The 19,585-nt window shown below is 40.5% G+C and carries 17 protein-coding genes; 8 read left to right on the top strand and 9 right to left on the bottom strand.

All coding sequences use genetic code 11. The features are described from left to right. Positions 1-42: 42 nt before the first annotated feature. A complete protein-coding gene (locus A7P54_RS16575; protein WP_171550223.1) occupies positions 43-849 on the top strand; it encodes a glycosyltransferase family 25 protein in 807 nt (268 codons plus the stop codon). A 28-nt stretch (positions 850-877) separates the two neighbouring features. Here A7P54_RS16575 and A7P54_RS16570 read toward each other — a convergent pair whose 3' ends face one another. From A7P54_RS16570 to A7P54_RS16555, 4 genes are all read right to left on the bottom strand, one after another. Further along, the gene (locus tag A7P54_RS16570) at positions 878-1,744 is read right to left on the bottom strand and encodes a lysophospholipid acyltransferase family protein (RefSeq protein WP_033133855.1); all 867 of its coding nucleotides are present in this window, start codon (positions 1,742-1,744) and stop codon (positions 878-880) included. A 4-nt stretch (positions 1,745-1,748) separates the two neighbouring features. Beyond that, a complete protein-coding gene (locus tag A7P54_RS16565) occupies positions 1,749-1,970 on the bottom strand; it encodes a hypothetical protein (RefSeq protein ID WP_004802750.1) in 222 nt (73 codons plus the stop codon). 122 nt (positions 1,971-2,092) lie between these two features. Next, on the bottom strand, positions 2,093-3,874 hold the full coding sequence (aspS, locus tag A7P54_RS16560) for an aspartate--tRNA ligase (protein WP_171550222.1): 1,782 nt from the start codon (positions 3,872-3,874) through the stop codon (positions 2,093-2,095). A 144-nt stretch (positions 3,875-4,018) separates the two neighbouring features. Next, complete coding sequence (locus A7P54_RS16555; RefSeq protein ID WP_171550221.1) at positions 4,019-4,789, bottom strand: DUF4184 family protein; 771 nt, start codon at positions 4,787-4,789, stop codon at positions 4,019-4,021. Between the two features lie 202 nt (positions 4,790-4,991). Here A7P54_RS16555 and A7P54_RS16550 point away from each other — a divergent pair, with 202 nt between their 5' ends. The 4 genes from A7P54_RS16550 to A7P54_RS16535 all read left to right on the top strand — a co-directional run bounded on the left by A7P54_RS16550 (position 4,992) and on the right by A7P54_RS16535 (position 10,950). Continuing rightward, complete coding sequence (locus A7P54_RS16550; protein WP_171550220.1) at positions 4,992-6,248, top strand: O-antigen ligase family protein; 1,257 nt, start codon at positions 4,992-4,994, stop codon at positions 6,246-6,248. Between the two features lie 224 nt (positions 6,249-6,472). Beyond that, a complete protein-coding gene (znuD, locus tag A7P54_RS16545) occupies positions 6,473-8,545 on the top strand; it encodes a zinc piracy TonB-dependent receptor ZnuD (RefSeq protein WP_171550219.1) in 2,073 nt (690 codons plus the stop codon). Positions 8,546-8,651: 106 nt separating this feature from the next. Then, entirely contained in the window at positions 8,652-10,115 is a 1,464-nt protein-coding gene (locus A7P54_RS16540; protein ID WP_171550218.1) for a phospholipase D family protein, read from the top strand. 25 nt (positions 10,116-10,140) lie between these two features. Beyond that, positions 10,141-10,950, top strand: a complete 810-nt coding sequence (locus A7P54_RS16535; RefSeq protein ID WP_171550217.1) for a hypothetical protein — start codon at positions 10,141-10,143, stop codon at positions 10,948-10,950. A gap of 84 nt (positions 10,951-11,034) precedes the next feature. Here the strand turns inward: A7P54_RS16535 and A7P54_RS16530 are convergent, their stop codons facing one another. Then, positions 11,035-11,481: a hypothetical protein gene (locus tag A7P54_RS16530; RefSeq protein WP_171550216.1), complete on the bottom strand. Its 447-nt coding sequence runs from the start codon at positions 11,479-11,481 to the stop codon at positions 11,035-11,037. 170 nt (positions 11,482-11,651) lie between these two features. Here A7P54_RS16530 and A7P54_RS16525 point away from each other — a divergent pair, with 170 nt between their 5' ends. Continuing rightward, positions 11,652-12,143, top strand: coding sequence for an RcnB family protein (locus A7P54_RS16525; protein WP_171550215.1), 492 nt, complete (start codon positions 11,652-11,654; stop codon positions 12,141-12,143). A gap of 153 nt (positions 12,144-12,296) precedes the next feature. Next, on the top strand, positions 12,297-12,668 hold the full coding sequence (locus A7P54_RS16520) for an RcnB family protein (RefSeq protein ID WP_171550214.1): 372 nt from the start codon (positions 12,297-12,299) through the stop codon (positions 12,666-12,668). Between the two features lie 41 nt (positions 12,669-12,709). Here the strand turns inward: A7P54_RS16520 and A7P54_RS16515 are convergent, their stop codons facing one another. From A7P54_RS16515 to A7P54_RS16500, 4 genes are all read right to left on the bottom strand, one after another. After that, complete coding sequence (locus A7P54_RS16515; RefSeq protein ID WP_171550213.1) at positions 12,710-13,207, bottom strand: phosphate-starvation-inducible PsiE family protein; 498 nt, start codon at positions 13,205-13,207, stop codon at positions 12,710-12,712. 122 nt (positions 13,208-13,329) lie between these two features. Next, entirely contained in the window at positions 13,330-15,111 is a 1,782-nt protein-coding gene (locus A7P54_RS16510) for an acyl-CoA dehydrogenase C-terminal domain-containing protein (protein ID WP_004652441.1), read from the bottom strand. Positions 15,112-15,273: 162 nt separating this feature from the next. Beyond that, entirely contained in the window at positions 15,274-17,076 is a 1,803-nt protein-coding gene (locus A7P54_RS16505; RefSeq protein ID WP_005193034.1) for an acyl-CoA dehydrogenase C-terminal domain-containing protein, read from the bottom strand. A 311-nt stretch (positions 17,077-17,387) separates the two neighbouring features. Beyond that, positions 17,388-17,762, bottom strand: coding sequence for a hypothetical protein (locus tag A7P54_RS16500; protein WP_004652439.1), 375 nt, complete (start codon positions 17,760-17,762; stop codon positions 17,388-17,390). A 131-nt stretch (positions 17,763-17,893) separates the two neighbouring features. On the opposite strand from A7P54_RS16500, the gene baeS reads away from it, so the two are divergent. Next, the gene (gene baeS, locus A7P54_RS16495; RefSeq protein WP_005322421.1) at positions 17,894-19,567 is read left to right on the top strand and encodes a sensor histidine kinase efflux regulator BaeS; all 1,674 of its coding nucleotides are present in this window, start codon (positions 17,894-17,896) and stop codon (positions 19,565-19,567) included. Positions 19,568-19,585: the final 18 nt, after the last annotated feature.

The following is a 19,585-nucleotide window of genomic DNA, read 5'->3' as shown; positions in this document are numbered from 1 at the left end:
GTATAATTCTGCTGTTTTTTCTCAAATATGATGGCTTTCTAAATGAGTGTTTTTGTTATTAGTTTGGATTCTGCAATTGAGAGAAGACAACATATAGATGCAGAGTTTAAAAAATATTTAGTTGATTTCCGCTTTTATGATGCAATTACGCCAGTTACATCTGATGATGCAGCAAAAAGTGTAGGAATTGATTTGACTCGGCGAGGAAGCTTAACGAAAGGTGAAGTTGCTTGCTTGTTAAGTCATATTATGTTGTGGAAAAAGATTGTTGATCTCGACTTAGACTATATGGCAATTTTTGAAGATGATGTGTATTTAGGTGAGAATATACAGTGCTTTTTCAATGACTTTTCATGGATACCCAAAGATGTTCACATTATCAAATTAGAAGCTTTTGATAAAAAAGTTGATCTGTCTTTTTTCTTAAAATTATCAAAAAATGGAAGAAGTTTATATCATCTTAAAGGGATGCATTTAGGCGGGGCGGGTTATATTTTATCAAAAGCAGCTGCTGAGCATTATCTTCAGCTGATTGCAGATCTGCCAGAATTAGTTCCTGTAGATCATATTTTATTTGGTCGTAATGTTAAAAATGGGAAGTATAAAGCTTACCAAATCACGCCGGCAATTTGTGCGCAAGATTTTTATCTGAATGATCAATATCAAAATTTAGGAAGTTATCTAGAAGAGGATCGTGCTGTTCGGCATAAGGCTGAAAAACTAGAAAGACTTCGACAAAAGCAGCAAATGAGCTTATCTTTAAAAATTAAAAAGGAGGTTTTAAGATTAATTTTTCAAATCTTGAAACTTAAGGATCTCTCCGCTTATCGTACAGTGAAGTTTAAATAGTTTTAAGACGCTTAAAATCAATAGCCACTCATTTGTAGGCAGATTCAGATTTTCCGCCTCTAAACCGTTTATAACCCCACATATATTCAGCAGGAAAGCGGTTAATCATCTGTTCAACGGCTTGATTGAGTGCAGTTGTGGCAACTTCAATATCTCGATCATAGAGCTGTGGATCATTCAGGTCATCACAATACACATCAAAACCTTCACCATCTTCACGACGGAAACAGCTTAATCCGACTAGGCGACATTGGGTTTTTTGTGCCATTTTACTGGCCAGTGTACTGGTGAGACATGGAACTCCAAAAAAAGGAACCACAACACCACCAGACGGGTCTGGGACATGATCGGGCAAGATGACACTGAAGCCACCTTGTTTTAGGTTTTTAAACAAGGCCTTTACACCAGATGCATCAGTTGGGACTAAAGTGGCGTTAAGACGCTGACGGGCATGTAAGGCAAAAGCATTAAAGCCAGAATCTTTCATGGGTTTGTACATGATGGTTGGAATACCATATTGATGTACCCATGCATTCATCATTTCCCATGTGCCCAGATGCGGGGTAATAATCAGTGCGCCTCTTGGATCACTGAGCGCATCGGTTAATACGTCCAAATGATGTACCGTATGAATCTGTTGGATGCTCCATTCAGGTGGCATTGCCCAACATTTACCAGATTCAATATAACTGAGGCATTGTTTGGTGACGCTTTCTCTCGCGAGCTGTTCTTTTCGTTCTAGACTAAGTTGAGGGTAGGCTAGCCCTAAGTTGACTCTGGTTTTCCACAGCATACTTTTATTCGGATTTTGATTGATAAAGTATGCCGCCACTTTTGCGATACTACGTAAAAGTGCTAAAGGGAGAATACGAAGTAGGGTAGTGTAAAACGACATGATCTTAGTCTTGTTTATCTACGTTGCCTTTAAGGACCATATAGATTAATGCGACAAAAATCAGTAGAGCGCCTGCCAAGCTACTTACACAGAAGTATAAAATGCGTTGATTGGTGTCCATATTGAAGAGTTCATTTGCCAAGATGTAACGCATGAAAAACCATTGAGCAAGTGAAAATACAATAAGTACAATTGCATGTCGACGTACATCAGGACGCATTGCCATAAGACGGATCTCTCAATAAAAAGCAGTCTATTATGCCACTAGCGGACTTGTTCGCAAAGTAAAACTCGAAGATAAAAAACCCTGCATAGAGCAGGGTTTTTGTTGAAGCATAAACTCAAGGTTTATTTTTCTTCAGCTTTTGGCTTTTCGCGTAAACGAATACCTAAGTCGCGCAATTGATTTGCTTCAACTGGTGCTGGTGCTTGAGTCAATGGACATTCAGCTGTCTTGGTTTTCGGGAATGCAATTACATCACGAATCGAAGAAGCACCTGTCATTAACATGATCAGGCGGTCAAGACCAAATGCCAAACCACCGTGCGGAGGCGCACCGTAACGTAATGCATTCAATAAGAAGCTGAATTTCTCTTCTGCTTCTTCTTCACCAATACCTAAAGCTTCAAAAATTGCTTTTTGCATTTCTAAAGTATAGATACGAAGTGAACCACCACCGATTTCAGTACCGTTCAGTACCATATCGTATGCAACAGACAATGCTTCACCTGGATTGCTTTTCACGTCTTCAACACTTGATTTTGGTAGCGTGAATGGGTGGTGAACAGAAGTCCATTTGCCATCATCAGTTTCTTCGAACATTGGGAAGTCAACAACCCAAAGTGGTGCCCACTCACACGTTGTCAGTTTCAAGTCATGACCGATTTTCACACGAAGTGCGCCCATCGCATCATTTACAACTTTAGCTTTATCCGCACCAAAGAACACGATGTCGCCATTTTCAGCGCCAACACGTTTTAATAGATCCAGCACGATTGGCTCGATGAATTTAACGATTGGAGATTGAAGACCTTCGATGCCTTTTTCAAGTTCGTTGACTTTGATGTAAGCCAAACCTTTTGCACCGTAGATGCCTACGAATTTGGTGTATTCGTCGATTGCACTACGTGGCAATGAACCAGCACCAGGAACACGTAAAGCAACGATACGACCTTTCGGGTCTTTTGCAGGGCCAGCGAAGACTTTGAACTCTACGTCTTGCATTAAGTCTGCAACGTCAACCAATTTCAATGGAATACGCATATCTGGTTTGTCAGATGCATAGTCACGCATTGCGTCTGCATAAGTCATACGTTCAAATTTATCGAATTTTACATTCAATAATTCATTGAACATTTTAACCGTTAAGCCTTCCATTAAATCCATGATGTCATCGTCACTCATGAACGATGTTTCAACGTCGATTTGGGTAAATTCAGGCTGACGATCCGCACGTAAATCTTCGTCACGGAAACATTTCGCAATTTGGTAATAACGATCGATACCACCCACCATCAACAACTGTTTGAACAATTGTGGTGATTGTGGAAGTGCGTAGAAGCTACCATTTGAAACACGACTTGGCACTAAATAGTCACGTGCACCTTCTGGTGTAGCACGTGTCAAGATTGGGGTTTCAACATCTAAGAAACCATGATCTTCAAAATAGTTACGGATCAAGTTGGTCACTTTAGAACGGAAACGCAAGCGCTCTAACATTTCAGGACGACGGATGTCCAAGAAACGGTATTTCAAACGAATTTCTTCTGAAATATTGGTGTTTTCGTCATTCAATGGGAATGGCGGAGTATCAGAAGCTGCAAGAACTTCGATCTCTTTACCTAAAACTTCAATCTGACCACTCACCATGTTGGCATTTTCAGTACCTTCATAGCGACGACGAACACGACCTGTAATTTTTAATACAAATTCTGAACGTGCTTTATCTGCTGTTGCGAATGCTTCTGGCGTATCTGGATCGATCACCACCTGTACGAGACCATCACGGTCACGCATATCAAGGAAAATTACACCGCCATGGTCACGGCGACGGTGAACCCATCCGCATAAAGTAACGGTTTGATCGATTTGGGCTTCTGTTAAAGAGCCACAGTAATGAGTGCGCATCATATTGAATTATGTATCCAAACTATATTGGCTGTAGAAGGTGAATGCGTAAACAGCGCACCACCAATGAAGGGGAGATTATGCCTTGTTGAACGTATAGTCTCAAGTCTTAATGTTTTCAAGCGAATTTTAAAGCAACACTTCTACTTAAACTGATTTCAGACGAGCGATCCAATCAAAAAATAAAAACAATAGGCAGGCTACGGTAAACCAGCTTAGGCTTGCTTGTGTAAATTCATTAATCGATTTGCCTATATAAAAATAGCGTTCACTATTCCATAGATCAGCGCTGATCTGTTGGCTGTAGTCTAAGACTGCGATTAGTCCTACGATGATTGAAACACTGAAGCTGAGTAGTGCAAAAGTTTTTATTTTGGTTGAAACAGGATGGTTATGTTTATGCCTAAGGTAATAATGCCAAGACATGACCAGAATGATGGGTAGGGTGAGCACTGATGAGGCAATTTGTAAGACAAAATGCAGGGGATAACTTAAGCCAAGAAGTGAAATGTTTTGGGCAAGCGTTTCTTTGAATGCAAATGTTCGAAAGTCGAGGTGAGTAAGTCCATCCCAAATTAAATGTGTAGCAATACCTATGCTAAGGGCTATACAACTCATCAAGATAAAAGTTAAGGCATGATCAAAGGAGCTGACTTTTAATGGATGATGAATACCTAAAATGCGGTAAATCACAGGGCGATAGATCAGATACCACAGTAGACAGAAGAATAATCCGATTGGAAGATTGGGAAATAAAAGACCTGACCATTGGTGGGTTAAGTTGATATTTTCTTGTGTAAATAATCGATAGAGATCTGGTGTCATACAGCCAATTGCTAATGCTGCAAGTGGTAAATGACCTTTGCTTAATTTGGATAAGGGAGGGGCAAGTACTGCATGAGAAAGAGTGAAAGGCATAATAAAAAAAGCATTATAGATAATAAAATCTTACGCGAAAGAACAGTAAATAAATAATCAGATTTGTAAATAGGCTGACCGATCATGCTTGTTTTTTACAATGTTGTATTGTAGGTGTGTTTTTGCTTAAATAATGCAATGAATTTTGGTCTATTTTGATGGTTAATCAGTTTGCAGATGTTGATGAGGTTTAAATTTTGTAATGGGGTGTAATTTAAATTTTTTGGGTGAGAATAAAGTTGCAAAACTTATCTCGTTGACGATATTGATTCTATTTTTTTATTATATTTTTAATGAAAAATTTAGAGTTTGGTATGTTTCAATTATCTATACTTTAATGTTTACCTATGTTTTTATTAAAAATAAAAAAATAATCATGAATATGCCCTTGATGCTCTTCTGTCTGATTAGTTTTTTTACTTTTAGCTTAAGTTATTATCTTTTTGATCGGTTGGATGTTATTCCACAAGATGGCCCACAGAGAACATATAAAAATATTGTTAATCAGTATCTGTGGGTAATTCCTTTCTGCTTTTTACCAACGATCTATCATTATTTTAGTTTTAAAACTAAACAATTTTTTTCTGTCTTGTATATTATTATTGGCTTCTTGCTGGTCTATAGTTGGATTGTCGGGTTTCAACTCGATTTCCACCGTGGGTTGCTGGCAGATTTTTATAATCCAATTATATCGTATGATATTGTGTTTGTTTCTTTAAGTATTTTAGTTTTTGTTTTTTCATTTTATTTAAAATCGAGATCCTCATATCTGATAACAACTATAAGTTTATTGACTTTATTTGTGTTTATACTACATGGTTCTAGAGGGACATGGTTGGTCATACCATTTTTACTGTTATTTTTAACGTTATTTTATTATAAAACTCAGAAGAAAAAGCTACTTTTTAGTGGGGCACTGCTTTTAATCTTTTTGATTGTTAATGCTGTTATTCCAAATTCACCTGTATTTAATCGATTTGATGAGTTTCAAAAAGATAAGACTCATATCGAAAACCATAGCTATAATAACAGTACAGGTTCTAGATTGGTGATGTGGCACAATGCAATTGAACTATTTCAACAACAACCTGTTATCGGTGTTGGTGTTTATGGTGTTGAAAAGGAACATTGCCATCTAGCTGAACAAGGTATTTTACCAAGTTGTTTCCAGCATAAGCATAATATTTTCTTTCAAGATCTGGCTGCTAATGGCTTGATTGGTTTGGTAGGTCTTATTATTTCATTGCTTACGCCACTGATATTCTTCTTCTCTCAATTTTTTAGCAGAAATGAATTGGTTAAGAATTTGGCACTTGCTGGATTTTTATTTGTATTTTCATTTCTCTTGAGTGGATTAACAGAATATTATTTATTCTTTCCCCATGTCACTTATATATTCTTTTTTATAACGGCCAGTTTAATGAGCTTTATCATATTGAAAGACAAAAATAAGATTTGATAAATTAAGCAGAATTCAACCGGCATATCGAGAGAGAATGTCGGTTTTTTTTATCAAAAAATTAGGCTGATATGAGGGATAACGTTTCTCGTATGCTGAAGGTCTTTCATTGAATCATGGAGAAGTCGTGTAGCAAATGTTCTTTGTTGCACTGTTTTTTATTGCAAAATAAGTGAAATGTTATAATATAACAAAAACAACGATCGACTGATTCGAGACCCGATATGTCATTTCCACAGAATATTTTGACCTTATCTATTTTAGCTGTTGTATCTGTATCTACTTTTGCAGCAGAAAATGAGCAAGTGACAAGCTTAGAGACAATACGAATTAAAGCACATCCACTAGAGCAAACATCGAAAGATTTTGCGGTTGCTGATACTGTCGTAGATCAAAAACGCTTGCAACAAGGAGCTGTCACCATTGGTGAGGCATTGAGCAGTGAACCTGGGATCTATTCCAATCAATTTGGTGCGGGCTCAAGCCGCCCTGTGATCCGTGGTCAAGATGGCCCACGGATAAAAGTTTTGCAAAACTCCTCTGAAAATATTGATGTATCGACGCTATCTCCTGACCATGCAGTGACTGTAGATCCTGCGCTCGCTCAACAGGTAGAAGTAATTCGTGGGCCATCCACCTTATTATTTGGTGCTGGCACAGTAGGTGGTTTGGTGAATGTGACGGATAGCAAGATTCCAACCAAAATGCCTGAAAATGGTTATGAGGGAAATGTAGGTTTACGTTACAACACCGGCAGTGATGAAAAACTGGCAACAGCAGGAGTCACCGTTGCTCTTGGGGATCAAGTGGCCTTACGTGTTGAAGGCTTAAATCGTGAAGCCAATGACTATATCGCGCCAAACTATGTGCACGAAGGTGAGAAAGAGCGTCGTGTCGGTAATACCTTTGCCAAAGGTGAAACGGTGAATGTCGGTTTGTCTTGGATTTATGACCGTGGCTTTACCGGAATTTCATATAGCAATCGCCAAGATAAATATGGTCTGCCTGGACATAGCCATGAATATGAGAGCTGTAGTGCTCACCTTTCAGGACGTCCACATTTACACTGTGGCGACCATGATCACGAGGATGGAGATGACCATGGTCATGACGATCACGACCACGATCATGCACATGAGGCAGGCCCTTGGATTGATCTGAAATCTGAGCGTTATGATGTACGTACAGAATTGAATGATCCATTTGCAGGTTTTAAAAAGCTACGTGCTCAGGCCAGCTATACTGATTATAAACATGATGAAATTGAAGAAGATACCATCGCGACTCGCTTTAAAAACAAAGGTTATGATGGTCGTTTAGAATTGGTACATAATCCAATTGGGCCATGGGAAGGGGTAATTGGAACCCAGTATGGTCAACAAAAACTGGAACTCACCGGTGAAGAAGCGTTCTTGGCACCTAATACGACGAAGAAGTGGAGCATCTTTGGTTTAGAGCATGCACAATTTAATGATGTCCATGTTGAGCTGGCAGCACGCGCAGAAAAACAAAAAATTGATATTGATGACTCAAGCAAAAAAGATTTCGACGGTTCAGCCTTTTCTGTTTCTGGCGCTGCAAACTGGGAGTTTGCGCCCAACTACAAACTCTCTTTGGTGACTTCACATCAAGAACGTTTGCCTTTAGCGCAAGAGCTGTATGCCAATGGTGGACATTTTGCGACCAATACCTATGAACTAGGTAATGATCAATTGAAGAAAGAAAAATCGAATAATGTGGAACTCGGTTTCCATTATGACAATAACAAGTTTGATTACCATGTACATGTCTATCACAACTGGTTTGATGACTATATCTATGCTCAAACTTTAGACCGTTATAAAGATTTCCGCTTGGTGCAATATACCCAAGATCAGGCGCGTTTCTATGGTGCAGAGGCAGAAGCGGGTTATCAGATCTCGGATATGTACAAAGTCGGTGTATTTGGTGACTATGTACGCGGCAAGATTGACAATGAAAATGCCCCGCGTGTTCCAGCAGGTCGTCTAGGAACAAAAGTAAATGCTGATTTTGGCGATGGCTTTAGCGGTTCAGCTGAATACTATCATGTGTTCCAACAAGACAAGATTGCGGCTTATGAAACTGATACGCAAAGCTATAACATGCTGAATTTAGGTGTGGCATATACAGGTAAATATAGTCAGGCTACAGATTATCGTGTTTATCTGAATGCCAATAATTTGCTCGATGATCAGGTGTACCAACATGCATCGTTCTTATCAACGATTCCACAAGTGGGACGTAATTTCACGGTTGGGGTGAATTTTAACTTCTAAGTGAAAATTTAATTTTTGATTTTTTAAATGATCACCAAATTAGCATTGAAAAATCAAAGCATAAGCTCTAGCCTTAAGCCATTAGGCTAGGGCTTTTTTTGTTTATATGCGTATCTTCCAACGAATCCATCGAAAATTAAACTGGTCAGGTCGACGTTACATGGCAGTCATATTGTGTATTTTTGCGATTGGATACATTGCTTCGGCAATCTATCACACCGTAAAACCACTCCCAAAGGGATTGGATTTTGCTGGGCAATTACGTCATGCCAATGTGAAATTCTTAGCCGATCAGACTTATATCGATGCGCAAGGTCAGCAACAAGTGGACCAGCATATTTTCAAAGAAGTGTTTCAGTTGATTGATCAGGCACAGAGTACCATTGTGCTGGATATGTTCCTATTTAATCAGGAAGTGGGTAAGTCGACAGTCAAACAGTTTCCTTTAATGCAAGAGCTCACCGATGCCTTAATCGTGAAGCGCCGTTTGCATCCAAATGTTGAAGTGGTGGTGATTACTGATCCGATTAATTCGGTTTATGGTGGGTTAACGCCAAAGCATTATCTACAACTACGCCAAGCAGGTGTGGATGTCATCGAAACTGATTTAAAGCGATTGCGTGCTTCGAATCCGCTTTGGTCAGGTTTTTGGTATATCTGTTGTCAGAACTTGGGCAATAATCCTGAAGGTGGTTGGTTAAGTAGCCCCTTTGGCAATGATAAAATTACTCTGCGTAGTTATCTGGAATTATTTAATTTTAAAGCCAATCATCGTAAAACCTTGGTGGTCGATACTGTGGATGGCTGGAAAAGCTTAGTAACTTCGGCCAATCCGCATGATGGTAGTTCGCATCATAGCAATGTGGCCTTGGTGGTGGATGGGCCAACAGCGATTGATGTGTTACAAACCGAGCAAGCTGTGGCCAATATGTCTAAAGGTTCGAGCCCATTTGTGATTATGGGCGGGCTAGCCGAAGATAAAACATTACCACAAGTGCAAGTGCTGACTGAAAAAGCGATTTATGACGCCGTTCTGAAAATGATTCAGACTGCGAAAAGTAAAGAGCATTTGGATATGGCGATGTTCTATTTATCAGAACGCAATATCATTGATGCACTCAAGCAGGCACAGCAACGTGGTGTCAACATTCGTATTATGCTTGACCCGAATAAAGATGCGTTTGGTCGTCAAAAGAATGGCATTCCCAATCGTCAAGTGGCTTCGGAACTGAATGCAGTTGGTATTCCAATCCGTTGGTGTGATACCCGTGGCGAACAATGTCATAGCAAAATGCTGCTTAAATCAAATGCCCAGCAAGCAGAGATCATTCTCGGTTCAGCTAACTTAACTGCACGTAATTTAAAAAATTATAATCTTGAAACTGATATGCGGGTGATTGGTGCAGCACAAGCACCTGTATTTAAAGATGCGGGACAGTATTTTGATGCAGCATGGACCAACGCCAATGCACGTCAAATCACGGTGGATTATGCAAAATATGCTGATGAGTCAAAAGTAAAATACTGGATTTATCGTTTTATGGAATGGTCTGGCTTATCCACTTTTTAATTCAGCATAACGAGGGTTCTACGCAATGGCGAAAATTAAACTGAATATCAGACAGGATGAGCAGATTGGTTTAGAGGTACATCAATTTAATCATTATGCAGATATTGTTGAAATTCAAAGTTGGGCAGAACTCTTAGAATGTTATCGCTCCCTTAAACAAGATGTTTATCCTAAAAAAGTGTTTCTAGTTTTAGATGACGCCGCACAAGCAAAATATACCTCGATGCATGCGGTCGAGGATGACCGTCTGTATGTCGATTTTAGTGACGACCTCAAGGGAATTGAAGTCGATGATCCACGATGGGAGCAACGCTATCAAAATGTTTGTGTTCCAAAGCAATTGCAGCATTATCTTCAACAGTTGAATGATCCCGCACAGCAGCAGTGTTTTGAAAGCCTAGCTGAAAAAATGCAGCATTATGATGAAAATGACTTAGAAGCATTGCTTTATTTCAATCAACATCTATTGATTTCATTAGACAGTGTCATTGAAGTAAAAGTGGCTGATATTGAAACCGAAGCATTAAAACTAGCGATGCTACCGAATGGCTATTTTTCTTGTGATTTTGATCCCTTCGAAAATTATGCACTGATTCAGAAAATGCAGCACTATGGCTTCGAATTTATCGGACTTGGAGCAGCCTTATTGGGATGGATCAAAACAGCAGATTTTAATGCAGAAAAAATTGAAGATTTAATTCAGGATCTTGCTTTGATTTATCCGTTAGATTCCGCTCATCAAAAGGCAATGAAAGACCTGATTTTAAAAAATAATTATCTGATTTTACCTTATTCTGAATCACCACAAGAATATCTAGGTTACGACTTATCCTGATTCAGAACCTGAGCTCAACAAGCTGAATGTGGATGTTTATTTGCGATTCAGCTTGTTGAAAGACCTACATCCTCAAGAAAAAAATTAAGGGCTTGGAGGAATCAATTGATCTAAATCCTTATCAGCCATTTGCTCGAGTTCACTTAAATCGGTTTTAATTTTCCACTGACTTTCATCATCCACAGGATTTGGTAAGCGGGCTTCTAGCCAGTCACAGACCACATCTGGAGTGAATTCTGGATGATTACACTGGATTACCCAAGCTAAAAAATCTTTGGCTTCGCCGTTCATATAGGGTGGTGGAGACACAGGGAAGAACTGGGTTGGTAAACGCTCATTGGTGGATAAATAATTGAGTACATGTCCAAGTTCTTGAACGGTTTGCCATGCTAAAGGATGTTGAACATCAATATTGAATTTAAACCACCATGCGTGTTGACCATCTGCGCCATGTGCAACGATACGCGCTTCTTGCACGCTTGGCACTTTGCAAAAGAATTGATAGAGACGATCAAAATTCATTTCAGCCACTGATGTTGCCTTAAAACCAAAAAAATGATTTTAGCATATCTCGGTGGAGCTGTAGCTCGCTGCTGTTTATCTTGGGAATTCAACAGCTAATCTGAAAAAATATTATTACAACAGTTACGCTTATTTTTTATTCTAAAATAGACAGATACTCTGCTTTTAGGGAGATCACGATGAAGCAATTTAAACTTTATATTTATGGCTTGGCAGCTGTATTGAGCTATCTCCCAGTGATGAGCTATGCCGACAATGCTTGGAGTGGCTATAGTGGGGTAGAACGCCGCTCCTCTCATCAGACGACTCCTGCCTATCAGCCGCCAGCACAAGATCCATTTGCTTTTTCGAATCAGCGTTATACACCGACAGCGCCACCGAAAGGTTACTACTATCAACCCAATCAAAATAACTATTATCCTCATCCGAATCATCGACCGGGTGTCCGTGTCGAATATTATCCAGACACACAATATGACGGTAGCTATCGCCGTGAGTCTTTTGTGGTGGGTAATGAATTACCGGGTGAGTTCCGGAGCGAGCGTTATGTGGTTCGGGACTGGGATTACTACTCTTTACGTGAACCGCCGCGTGGCAGACATTGGGTGGTCGTGGATGGACGTTATTTTTTAGTGACTGATGATAATTTTACCATTGAGATTATTCGCTGATTTTTGATGGTTTTTTAAAATTTAATCTCTTGAGGATTCTCCATAATTTCTCACTATTCATTACAAAGCTTTGCAATGTCGTGGGTTTTATTCATGCTTTCTCCTTGAGTTTTTCTTAATCTGATTTCAGATCGAAAAACAGAGGATCAAAGAATGAAAAAGACAGCCGTATTACTGGTATCAACGCTTATGTTAGGGATTTCTGCCTCAGCTATGGCAGATTCAAATCGTTGGAATCATGATCATAAAGATCGCTACGATAACCGCTATGATCGTTATGACCACCGTTACGATCATCGTGAACAACCACGCTGGTCGAATGGCGATCGTGGTAATCATTATGGTCAACGTATTAACTTCAAGCGCGGCGAGCGCTTACCCTCAGAATTCCGTAGTAATCGCTATGTGGTTTCTAACTATCGGAACCATCGTTTATATGAACCACCTCGTGGTTATAACTGGATGCAGGTACAGGGTAAATATGTGTTGGTGGACTCGAAATATCGTGTTTTCCGAGTTGCATAGCAGATGCAATAAAAAAGCAGGCCATATGCCTGCTTTTTTATTTATGCTAGTTCGTCATCTTGTGGTCGAGGTGTTTTGTTGGAAGGCAATTGTTGTTCTTGATCCTTGCCCCGAATCACAGAAGGGTAGTTCCATGACGCAAATCGGACCACCAAAATCGCCACCGCTAAAATCAAGATCGAACCTGTGGTAATCACCAAATCCATAGAAGCTTTATGATTGTGCTGAATATCGGCAATCAACAGGCGGGTGAGTGCAGTAATCGCGACATAAATCAAAAAACGCACCGGCATGTGATTGGTCTTGAAGTAAATCCCCACCATTGCGCCTAATTCTAAATAGATAAACAACAGTAAGATATCATCAATGGTGGCGTACTGTTTTACCGTTAGAATTTCAATCACGGTATGTACGGCTGACCATGCAATCATACAGCCGATAATAAATAAGGCTAAATAATGAAAGGCTTCAACCGCGTAGTGACCGAAGCGATCAAGTAGGCGAGGTAAGCCTTCAAGTTTCTCTTTAGAGTTCAACATGGCGATTTATATTCTCAACATGATCATTAGAATGTTATGCAAGTTTTATGCTGATTTGATTATAGCGATAAAAAAACTGCCTCAACCAAATGATTGAGGCAGTTTTTAACATCACGCCAAAATTAAGCTTGGTTTGTGAAGTAATCTTCGCTGAAGTTCATGATCAAGTCAGAACCTGCTTTGATTTTCGCTAAACGCGCATCTAATTCAGGCAAGATACGGTCTACAAAGTATTGTGCTAATGCAATTTTGTTTTGGTAGAAATCACCAGATTTGTCTTTTGCAGCAGCAGCGATTTTTGCAAACATATAGGCAAAGCTGAGTAAGCCTACTGCATGTAAGTAGTCAACCGCAGCTGAGTTCGGGAAGTCAACATTTTCAGCTGCTTGCTCAATGATGAACTGCGTGATGGCTTCGATTTCAGTTGCAGCATCTAATGTTGCATCTTTAATGAAGTTCAAGTCTGTGTCTAGGTCATTGGCAAAGTCACGGATTTCAGTGATGTACTCAGCAATGAATGCGCCGCCACATTTAATGGTTTTACGACCAATTAAATCTTGAGACTGAACACCGTTAGTCCCTTCGTAAATTTGAGCAATACGAAGATCACGGATACATTGTTCCATACCCCATTCACGGATATAACCGTGACCACCAAACACCATTTGTGCATCTAAGGTTGCTTGGAATGCAGTATCAGTGAGGTAAGCTTTTGCGATTGGTGTTAACAGTGCAACACGGTTGTTCGCTTGCTTCACAGCTTCTGCATCAGTAGAGAATTTAGTGATGTCTAACTGTTGACCTACATAAACTGCAAATGCACGTGATGCTTCGTTATTCGCACGTACATTGAGCAACATACGACGTACATCACCGTGAACTAAAATGCTGTCTGCTGGTTTATTTGGTGATTGAACGCCTGCTGCGCTACGGCCTTGCAAACGGTCAGTTGCGTATTGTGCTGCATTTTGATATGCAAATTCAGAAGCACCCAGACCTTGAATACCCATCGACAAACGTTCGTAGTTCATCATCACGAACATTGCAGCAAGACCTTCGTTTTCTTTACCAACGAGGTAGCCTTTAGCACCATCAAAGTTCATCACACATGTTGCTGAGGCTTTGATCCCCATTTTGTGTTCAATTGAACCTGGGCCTACAGGGTTGCGCTCACCTAAAGAACCATCTTCATTTAACAGGAACTTTGGAACGATGAATAATGAGATACCACGTGAACCCGCAGGAGCATCAGGGGTTTTTGCAAGTACCAAGTGAATGATGTTTTCAGCTAGATCGTTATCACCACCGGTGATAAAGATTTTAGTACCGGTAATGTTATACGTACCATCTTCATTGCGTTCAGCTTTAGTTTTGATAATACCTAAATCTGTACCTGCATGCGGTTCAGTTAAGCACATCGTACCTGACCATTCGCCAGAATAGATTTTAGGTAAATAGGTTTCTTTTTGCTCTTGTGATGCATAGCTATTCAATGCCATACCAGCACCCACAGAAAGAAGCGGGTAGAGCATGAATGATGGATTGGTTGCGAATAACATTTCATCAGACAGTACAGTCAGCATTTTTGGCATGGCCTGACCGCCCCATTCTTCATCAGCACCTAAGCCGATCCAGCCACCGTCAGCGTATTGACGGAATGCTTCTTTAAAACCTGCTGGAGTGAAAACTTCGCCATTTTCCCAACGTGCACCTTCTTCATCACCCGTACGGTTTAACGGATGTGTCACGTTTTGGGCAAACTTCGCCATTTCTTCTAAAATTGCTTCAGCTGTTGCGGCATCTACATGAGCCAGTTTCTCATTAGACTGCCAAAATTGTTCTGCTTTAAATACATCATTTAAGATGAATTTCATGTCTGCTAAAGGAGCATTGTAAATTGGCATAATCGTTCCCTTCTACGCACCGTTTCATGTGCAAAGTGATCAAATAAAACGAACAAATAAATTGAATCGTATAAATTTAGCATTGATTAAACAAAAAAAGGACGGTCAAAACTGACCAGTCCTTTTTCTGTGATGAACGTTGCATCTCATTCTAAACTATGTTTAGAAAGCGAAGTGTTCCGCATCAAGTTCAAACAATGGCGCAACGCCAGTTGAAAGCACGTCTACATGTGAGCGAACACGTGGCAAGATCTTCTTGAAGTAGAAGCGAGCAGTGGTCACTTTTGCATTGTAGAAGTCAACTTCAGTTGAACCTTCAGCTAATTTCTCTTGAGCAACAAGCGCCATACGTGCCCATAAGTAAGCAAGCGTTACATAACCAGAGAAGTATAAGTAGTCAACCGCAGCTGCACCCACTTCATCTGGGTTTTGCATTGCACGCATGCCGATTTGCATGGTGATGTCGCCCCATTCTTTGTTGGCAGCAGCCAATGGCGCAATGAACTCTTGCATCGCCGCATTGTCTTTGTTTGCTTCAACAAATTTATGGATGATCTTGGTGAAGTCTTTCAACATTGCACCTTGAGTTTGCAAGACTTTACGACCTAACAAGTCAAGCGCTTGAATCTCAGTGGTACCTTCGTATAAGCAAGCAATACGTGTATCACGTACGATTTGTTCCATACCGTGTTCAGAAATGAAGCCGTGACCACCAAATACTTGTACACCGTGCTTCGCAGATTCAGAACCTGTTTCAGTTAAGAATGCTTTTGCGATTGGTGTTAACAAAGACAAGATGTTGTCAGCAAACTTACGCTCTTCTTCAGTTTCGCCTTTTTCAACGATATCTGCATATTGAGCCAATAAGTAAACCAACGCACGACCGCCTTCAGCAAATGATTTTTGCGTTAAAAGCATGTTACGAACAGCTGGGTGAACAATAATTGGATCAGCTTCTTTTTCAGGTGCTTTAGGACCAGAAAGAGAACGCATTGCCAAACGATCTTTCGCATACGCTAAAGCGCCTTGGAAAGAAGATTCAGATGCAGATAAACCTTGAACCGCTGTACCAATACGTGCTGTGTTCATGAATGTGAACATACAGTTTAAGCCACGGTTTTCAGGTCCGATCAAGTAACCTTTTGCTTGGTCAAAGTTAATGACACAAGTTGCGTTACCATGGATACCCATTTTGTGTTCGATTGAACCACAACGTACTGCATTACGCTCGCCAACTGAACCATCAGCATTGACGTGGAACTTAGGTACGATGAATAAAGAGATCCCTTTAGTGCCTTTTGGCGCACCAGGTAAACGTGCAAGTACGATATGGATGATGTTCTCAGCCATGTCATGTTCACCAGCAGAGATAAAGATTTTCTCGCCAGAGATTGCGTAACTACCGTCAGCATTTGGTTCTGCTTTAGAACGGATGATACCTAAGTCAGAACCTGCATGAGATTCAGTTAAGCACATGGTCCCTGTCCAAACACCTGAAACAAGGTTTGGCAAGTAAGTGTTCTTTTGCTCATCAGAACCGTGATGTTCTAAAGTACGAACCGCACCGTGAGAAAGACCAGGGTACATGCCCCATGACCAGTTTGCAGTACCCACCATTTCAGAGATAGAGATCCCTAAAGAGTTTGGTAATGCTTGACCGCCAAATTCTTCATCAGCAGAAAGAGATGGGAAGCCAAGTTCGATATATTTTTGATACGCTTCTTTAAAGCCTGTAGGTGTTGTTACAACGCCGTCATTCCAAGTACAACCTTCACGGTCGCCAACTTGGTTTAAAGGAGAAAGTTCGTTTTCGCAGAAATCAGCCGCTGCTTCTAAATATTGATCAACCAATTCACGGCTTACAGTGTCTTGAAATGCAGGAAGTTTCGCGTAATGTGCTTCAGCATTTAATAATTCGTGCAATACGAACTGCATATCACGTAAGGGTGCTTTGTATTGTGGCATAGCGGGTTCCTCAATACTGGTTAAACCAGAGTTATAATCTTAGTCAATGATAAATGTGCCCAACAGCACCATTTTGTACTGCTAATCGTGCAACAAGTTATAGTTCGGTACAAGCTTTTGCAGGTCATTTCTTAGTGACTGTGAAGTCAAAGTTTATGGTTCAACCTGTTTAAGCGTTTAGATTGTAGGTGCTTTTTGTGCTTTTGAGTCAAACTGCAGCGGCAAAATCGTAAGCAGCTGTGTACTTAAAAATGAATATGCTTTGGCCATAAAAAAAGGCGCTTGAAAAGCGCCGATGAGGAACAGAGGGATTAAGTCGTTGCGTTGGCTTGGCGTTTGAACTGTGATTTATCTGGGGTAAAACGAACCTCACAGGTGCCTTCAATTACACGCTTATTCCATTGAACATTCACACGTTCTCCAATACGCTTTCCTTGGCAGGCTTGTTCAATTTGGGCACGTTGTGCTTGATGTTCCTGACGCATTTGTTCGCGTTGCTCTAAACGCTGTTCACGTTTGGCTTGCCATTCAGCGCGTTGCTCTGGTGTAAGTGGTGCACGTTGCATATTATGGCGGTGATGGTCACGATCCATTGACTGTTCCGCTGGGGTGGTTGACTGACAGGCAGCCAAACCTAAAACAGAACCGAGTAGGGTGGTCATCAATACGATTTTTGTCTTGTTCATTGTTTTATCCAGCATGATCAGTTGTGATTTGATGGTTAAAGATTAGATAATAAAGATGAAGAAACAATGGAGAGTTTTTTTCGACCATGTTGGTTACAATCCACAAATAGAACACTATTGAGAATCTACTTTTGAATGTTCGTCGCGTGCCCTTAGCCTTACGCCTGTTTTTAACGGTATTACTGACCACCTTGTTGATCGCAACGATTAGCTTGGGGATTTTGCATTGGACCATGCAAAAGAACTTTGCCCGTTATGTGGCCGATGTGGAAATGCAGAAGCTAGACCGATTGATTGCCAATTTAGGCAACGTCTATACGGTTTATCATGACTGGGGCAATGCAATTCAGGCACAGATTCTGCAAATTGAAGGCACGGCAGCACCCGATGACTATGATCGCCTGTCTCAGTGGTGGTTGCGCCGTCAATACGATATTGCCTTACAACAACGTTATTTTAATGACCATACCTTACTTAGCCTGTCTCCAACGCTGGCGCAAAATAATGTCGAGATCAAAAACCGTCAGATCTTTAATGATGAAGAATTAAAAATTCTCAAACAGAATTTACCTTCGGAGTATCAACCTTTTGAAGGTTTACGCTTTCCTTTAAGTCCACGTCAATTTCGTTTAAAGACGGATAGCAAACAAGATAAACAGGACAGTAAACTCAATGCTGCACCTGCTGAACAGGGCAAAAAGCGCTTTGTCTCGATTCCTGATCGTTTAGGTTTGAGCTCACGACTGTCTTTATACGATGAGAATCAGCAGTTTATTGTGGGTGAACCTGCAACGGACCAAATTTCTTTCCGTCCGATTGTGGTGGGCGAGAAGGTGGTCGGTTACCTCGGATTAAAGCCCGTACTGGATCAGGATGATGCATCCAGTATCAATTTCTTTAGTAATCAAAAACGATATTTGCTGTTGGTCTATGCTTTAACGGTACTTTCAAGTTTGGTTGCAGCATTGTTGATGGCCACTTATTTTAAAAAACCGATTCAACGTTTATTAAAAGCAACTTTAGAACTGACCGATGGCAATTATCAACATCAAGTTGTGATTAAAAGAAATGATGAACTCGGTGATTTATCCAATCAACTGAATCATTTGGCTGATATTTTACATCAGCATGAAGAGTCTCGCCGTCAATGGGTATCCGATACCTCACATGAACTGAAAACACCTTTGGCGGTATTGCAGGCACAGATCGAAGCGATGCAGGACGGGATTCGTAAGGCGACTCCTGAACACCTGAATGCCATGATGCGTCAGGTCAGTACCTTGAAAAAGTTAACCCAAGACTTGGCAGATTTGGCGCAGGCCGATGCACAACAATTGAAATGCTATTTTGCTGAGGTCAATCCGTGGGATGTGGTACTGCAAGAAGTTGAAAACTTTAGATCGACGTTTGAGCAAAATCAGCTTGAAGTGACATTGTCAGGAGCAGGGGCAGTCCTATCTTTAGATCGGGATCGCTTTAAACAGATTATCGTCAATCTGTTAGGGAACTGTGTTCGTTACACCGAACAAGGTGGAAAAATACAGATTCACACTCAACAAGATGAGCAACAATGGATAATGTATGTAGATGATAGTCCATTGGGCTTAAATGATGAACAACTGGCACGTTTAGGTGAACGTTTCTATCGTGTCGATGATTCGCGTACACGCAGTACGGGTGGTACAGGTCTAGGTTTGGCCTTGTCGTGTAAGTTGGCACAAGCTTTAGGTGGTTCATTGACTTTCGATCATTCACCATTAGGTGGATTACGTTGTGTCCTGACTTTCCCAAAATCAATTCAATAATTTTTAGATCCTCTTGTG

The sequence above is a fragment of the Acinetobacter sp. Ac_3412 genome (assembly GCF_013072675.1).
GTDB lineage: Bacteria > Pseudomonadota > Gammaproteobacteria > Pseudomonadales > Moraxellaceae > Acinetobacter > Acinetobacter higginsii.
Note: the sequence above shows the minus strand (reverse complement) of the source record. Positions and strands in the feature narration are given on the sequence as shown.

Excerpts from the sequence above, each read along its gene's own strand:
- A7P54_RS16575 (WP_171550223.1), top strand. The coding sequence starts at position 43 with ATGAGTGTTTTTGTTATTAGTTTGGATTCTGCAATTGAGAGAAGACAA.
- A7P54_RS16570 (WP_033133855.1), bottom strand. The coding sequence starts at position 1,744 with ATGTCGTTTTACACTACCCTACTTCGTATTCTCCCTTTAGCACTTTTA.
- A7P54_RS16565 (WP_004802750.1), bottom strand. The coding sequence starts at position 1,970 with ATGGCAATGCGTCCTGATGTACGTCGACATGCAATTGTACTTATTGTA.
- aspS (WP_171550222.1), bottom strand. The coding sequence starts at position 3,874 with ATGATGCGCACTCATTACTGTGGCTCTTTAACAGAAGCCCAAATCGAT.
- A7P54_RS16555 (WP_171550221.1), bottom strand. The coding sequence starts at position 4,789 with ATGCCTTTCACTCTTTCTCATGCAGTACTTGCCCCTCCCTTATCCAAA.
- A7P54_RS16550 (WP_171550220.1), top strand. The coding sequence starts at position 4,992 with ATGGGGTGTAATTTAAATTTTTTGGGTGAGAATAAAGTTGCAAAACTT.
- znuD (WP_171550219.1), top strand. The coding sequence starts at position 6,473 with ATGTCATTTCCACAGAATATTTTGACCTTATCTATTTTAGCTGTTGTA.
- A7P54_RS16540 (WP_171550218.1), top strand. The coding sequence starts at position 8,652 with ATGCGTATCTTCCAACGAATCCATCGAAAATTAAACTGGTCAGGTCGA.
- A7P54_RS16535 (WP_171550217.1), top strand. The coding sequence starts at position 10,141 with ATGGCGAAAATTAAACTGAATATCAGACAGGATGAGCAGATTGGTTTA.
- A7P54_RS16525 (WP_171550215.1), top strand. The coding sequence starts at position 11,652 with ATGAAGCAATTTAAACTTTATATTTATGGCTTGGCAGCTGTATTGAGC.
- A7P54_RS16520 (WP_171550214.1), top strand. The coding sequence starts at position 12,297 with ATGAAAAAGACAGCCGTATTACTGGTATCAACGCTTATGTTAGGGATT.
- A7P54_RS16515 (WP_171550213.1), bottom strand. The coding sequence starts at position 13,207 with ATGTTGAACTCTAAAGAGAAACTTGAAGGCTTACCTCGCCTACTTGAT.
- A7P54_RS16510 (WP_004652441.1), bottom strand. The coding sequence starts at position 15,111 with ATGCCAATTTACAATGCTCCTTTAGCAGACATGAAATTCATCTTAAAT.
- A7P54_RS16505 (WP_005193034.1), bottom strand. The coding sequence starts at position 17,076 with ATGCCACAATACAAAGCACCCTTACGTGATATGCAGTTCGTATTGCAC.
- A7P54_RS16500 (WP_004652439.1), bottom strand. The coding sequence starts at position 17,762 with ATGAACAAGACAAAAATCGTATTGATGACCACCCTACTCGGTTCTGTT.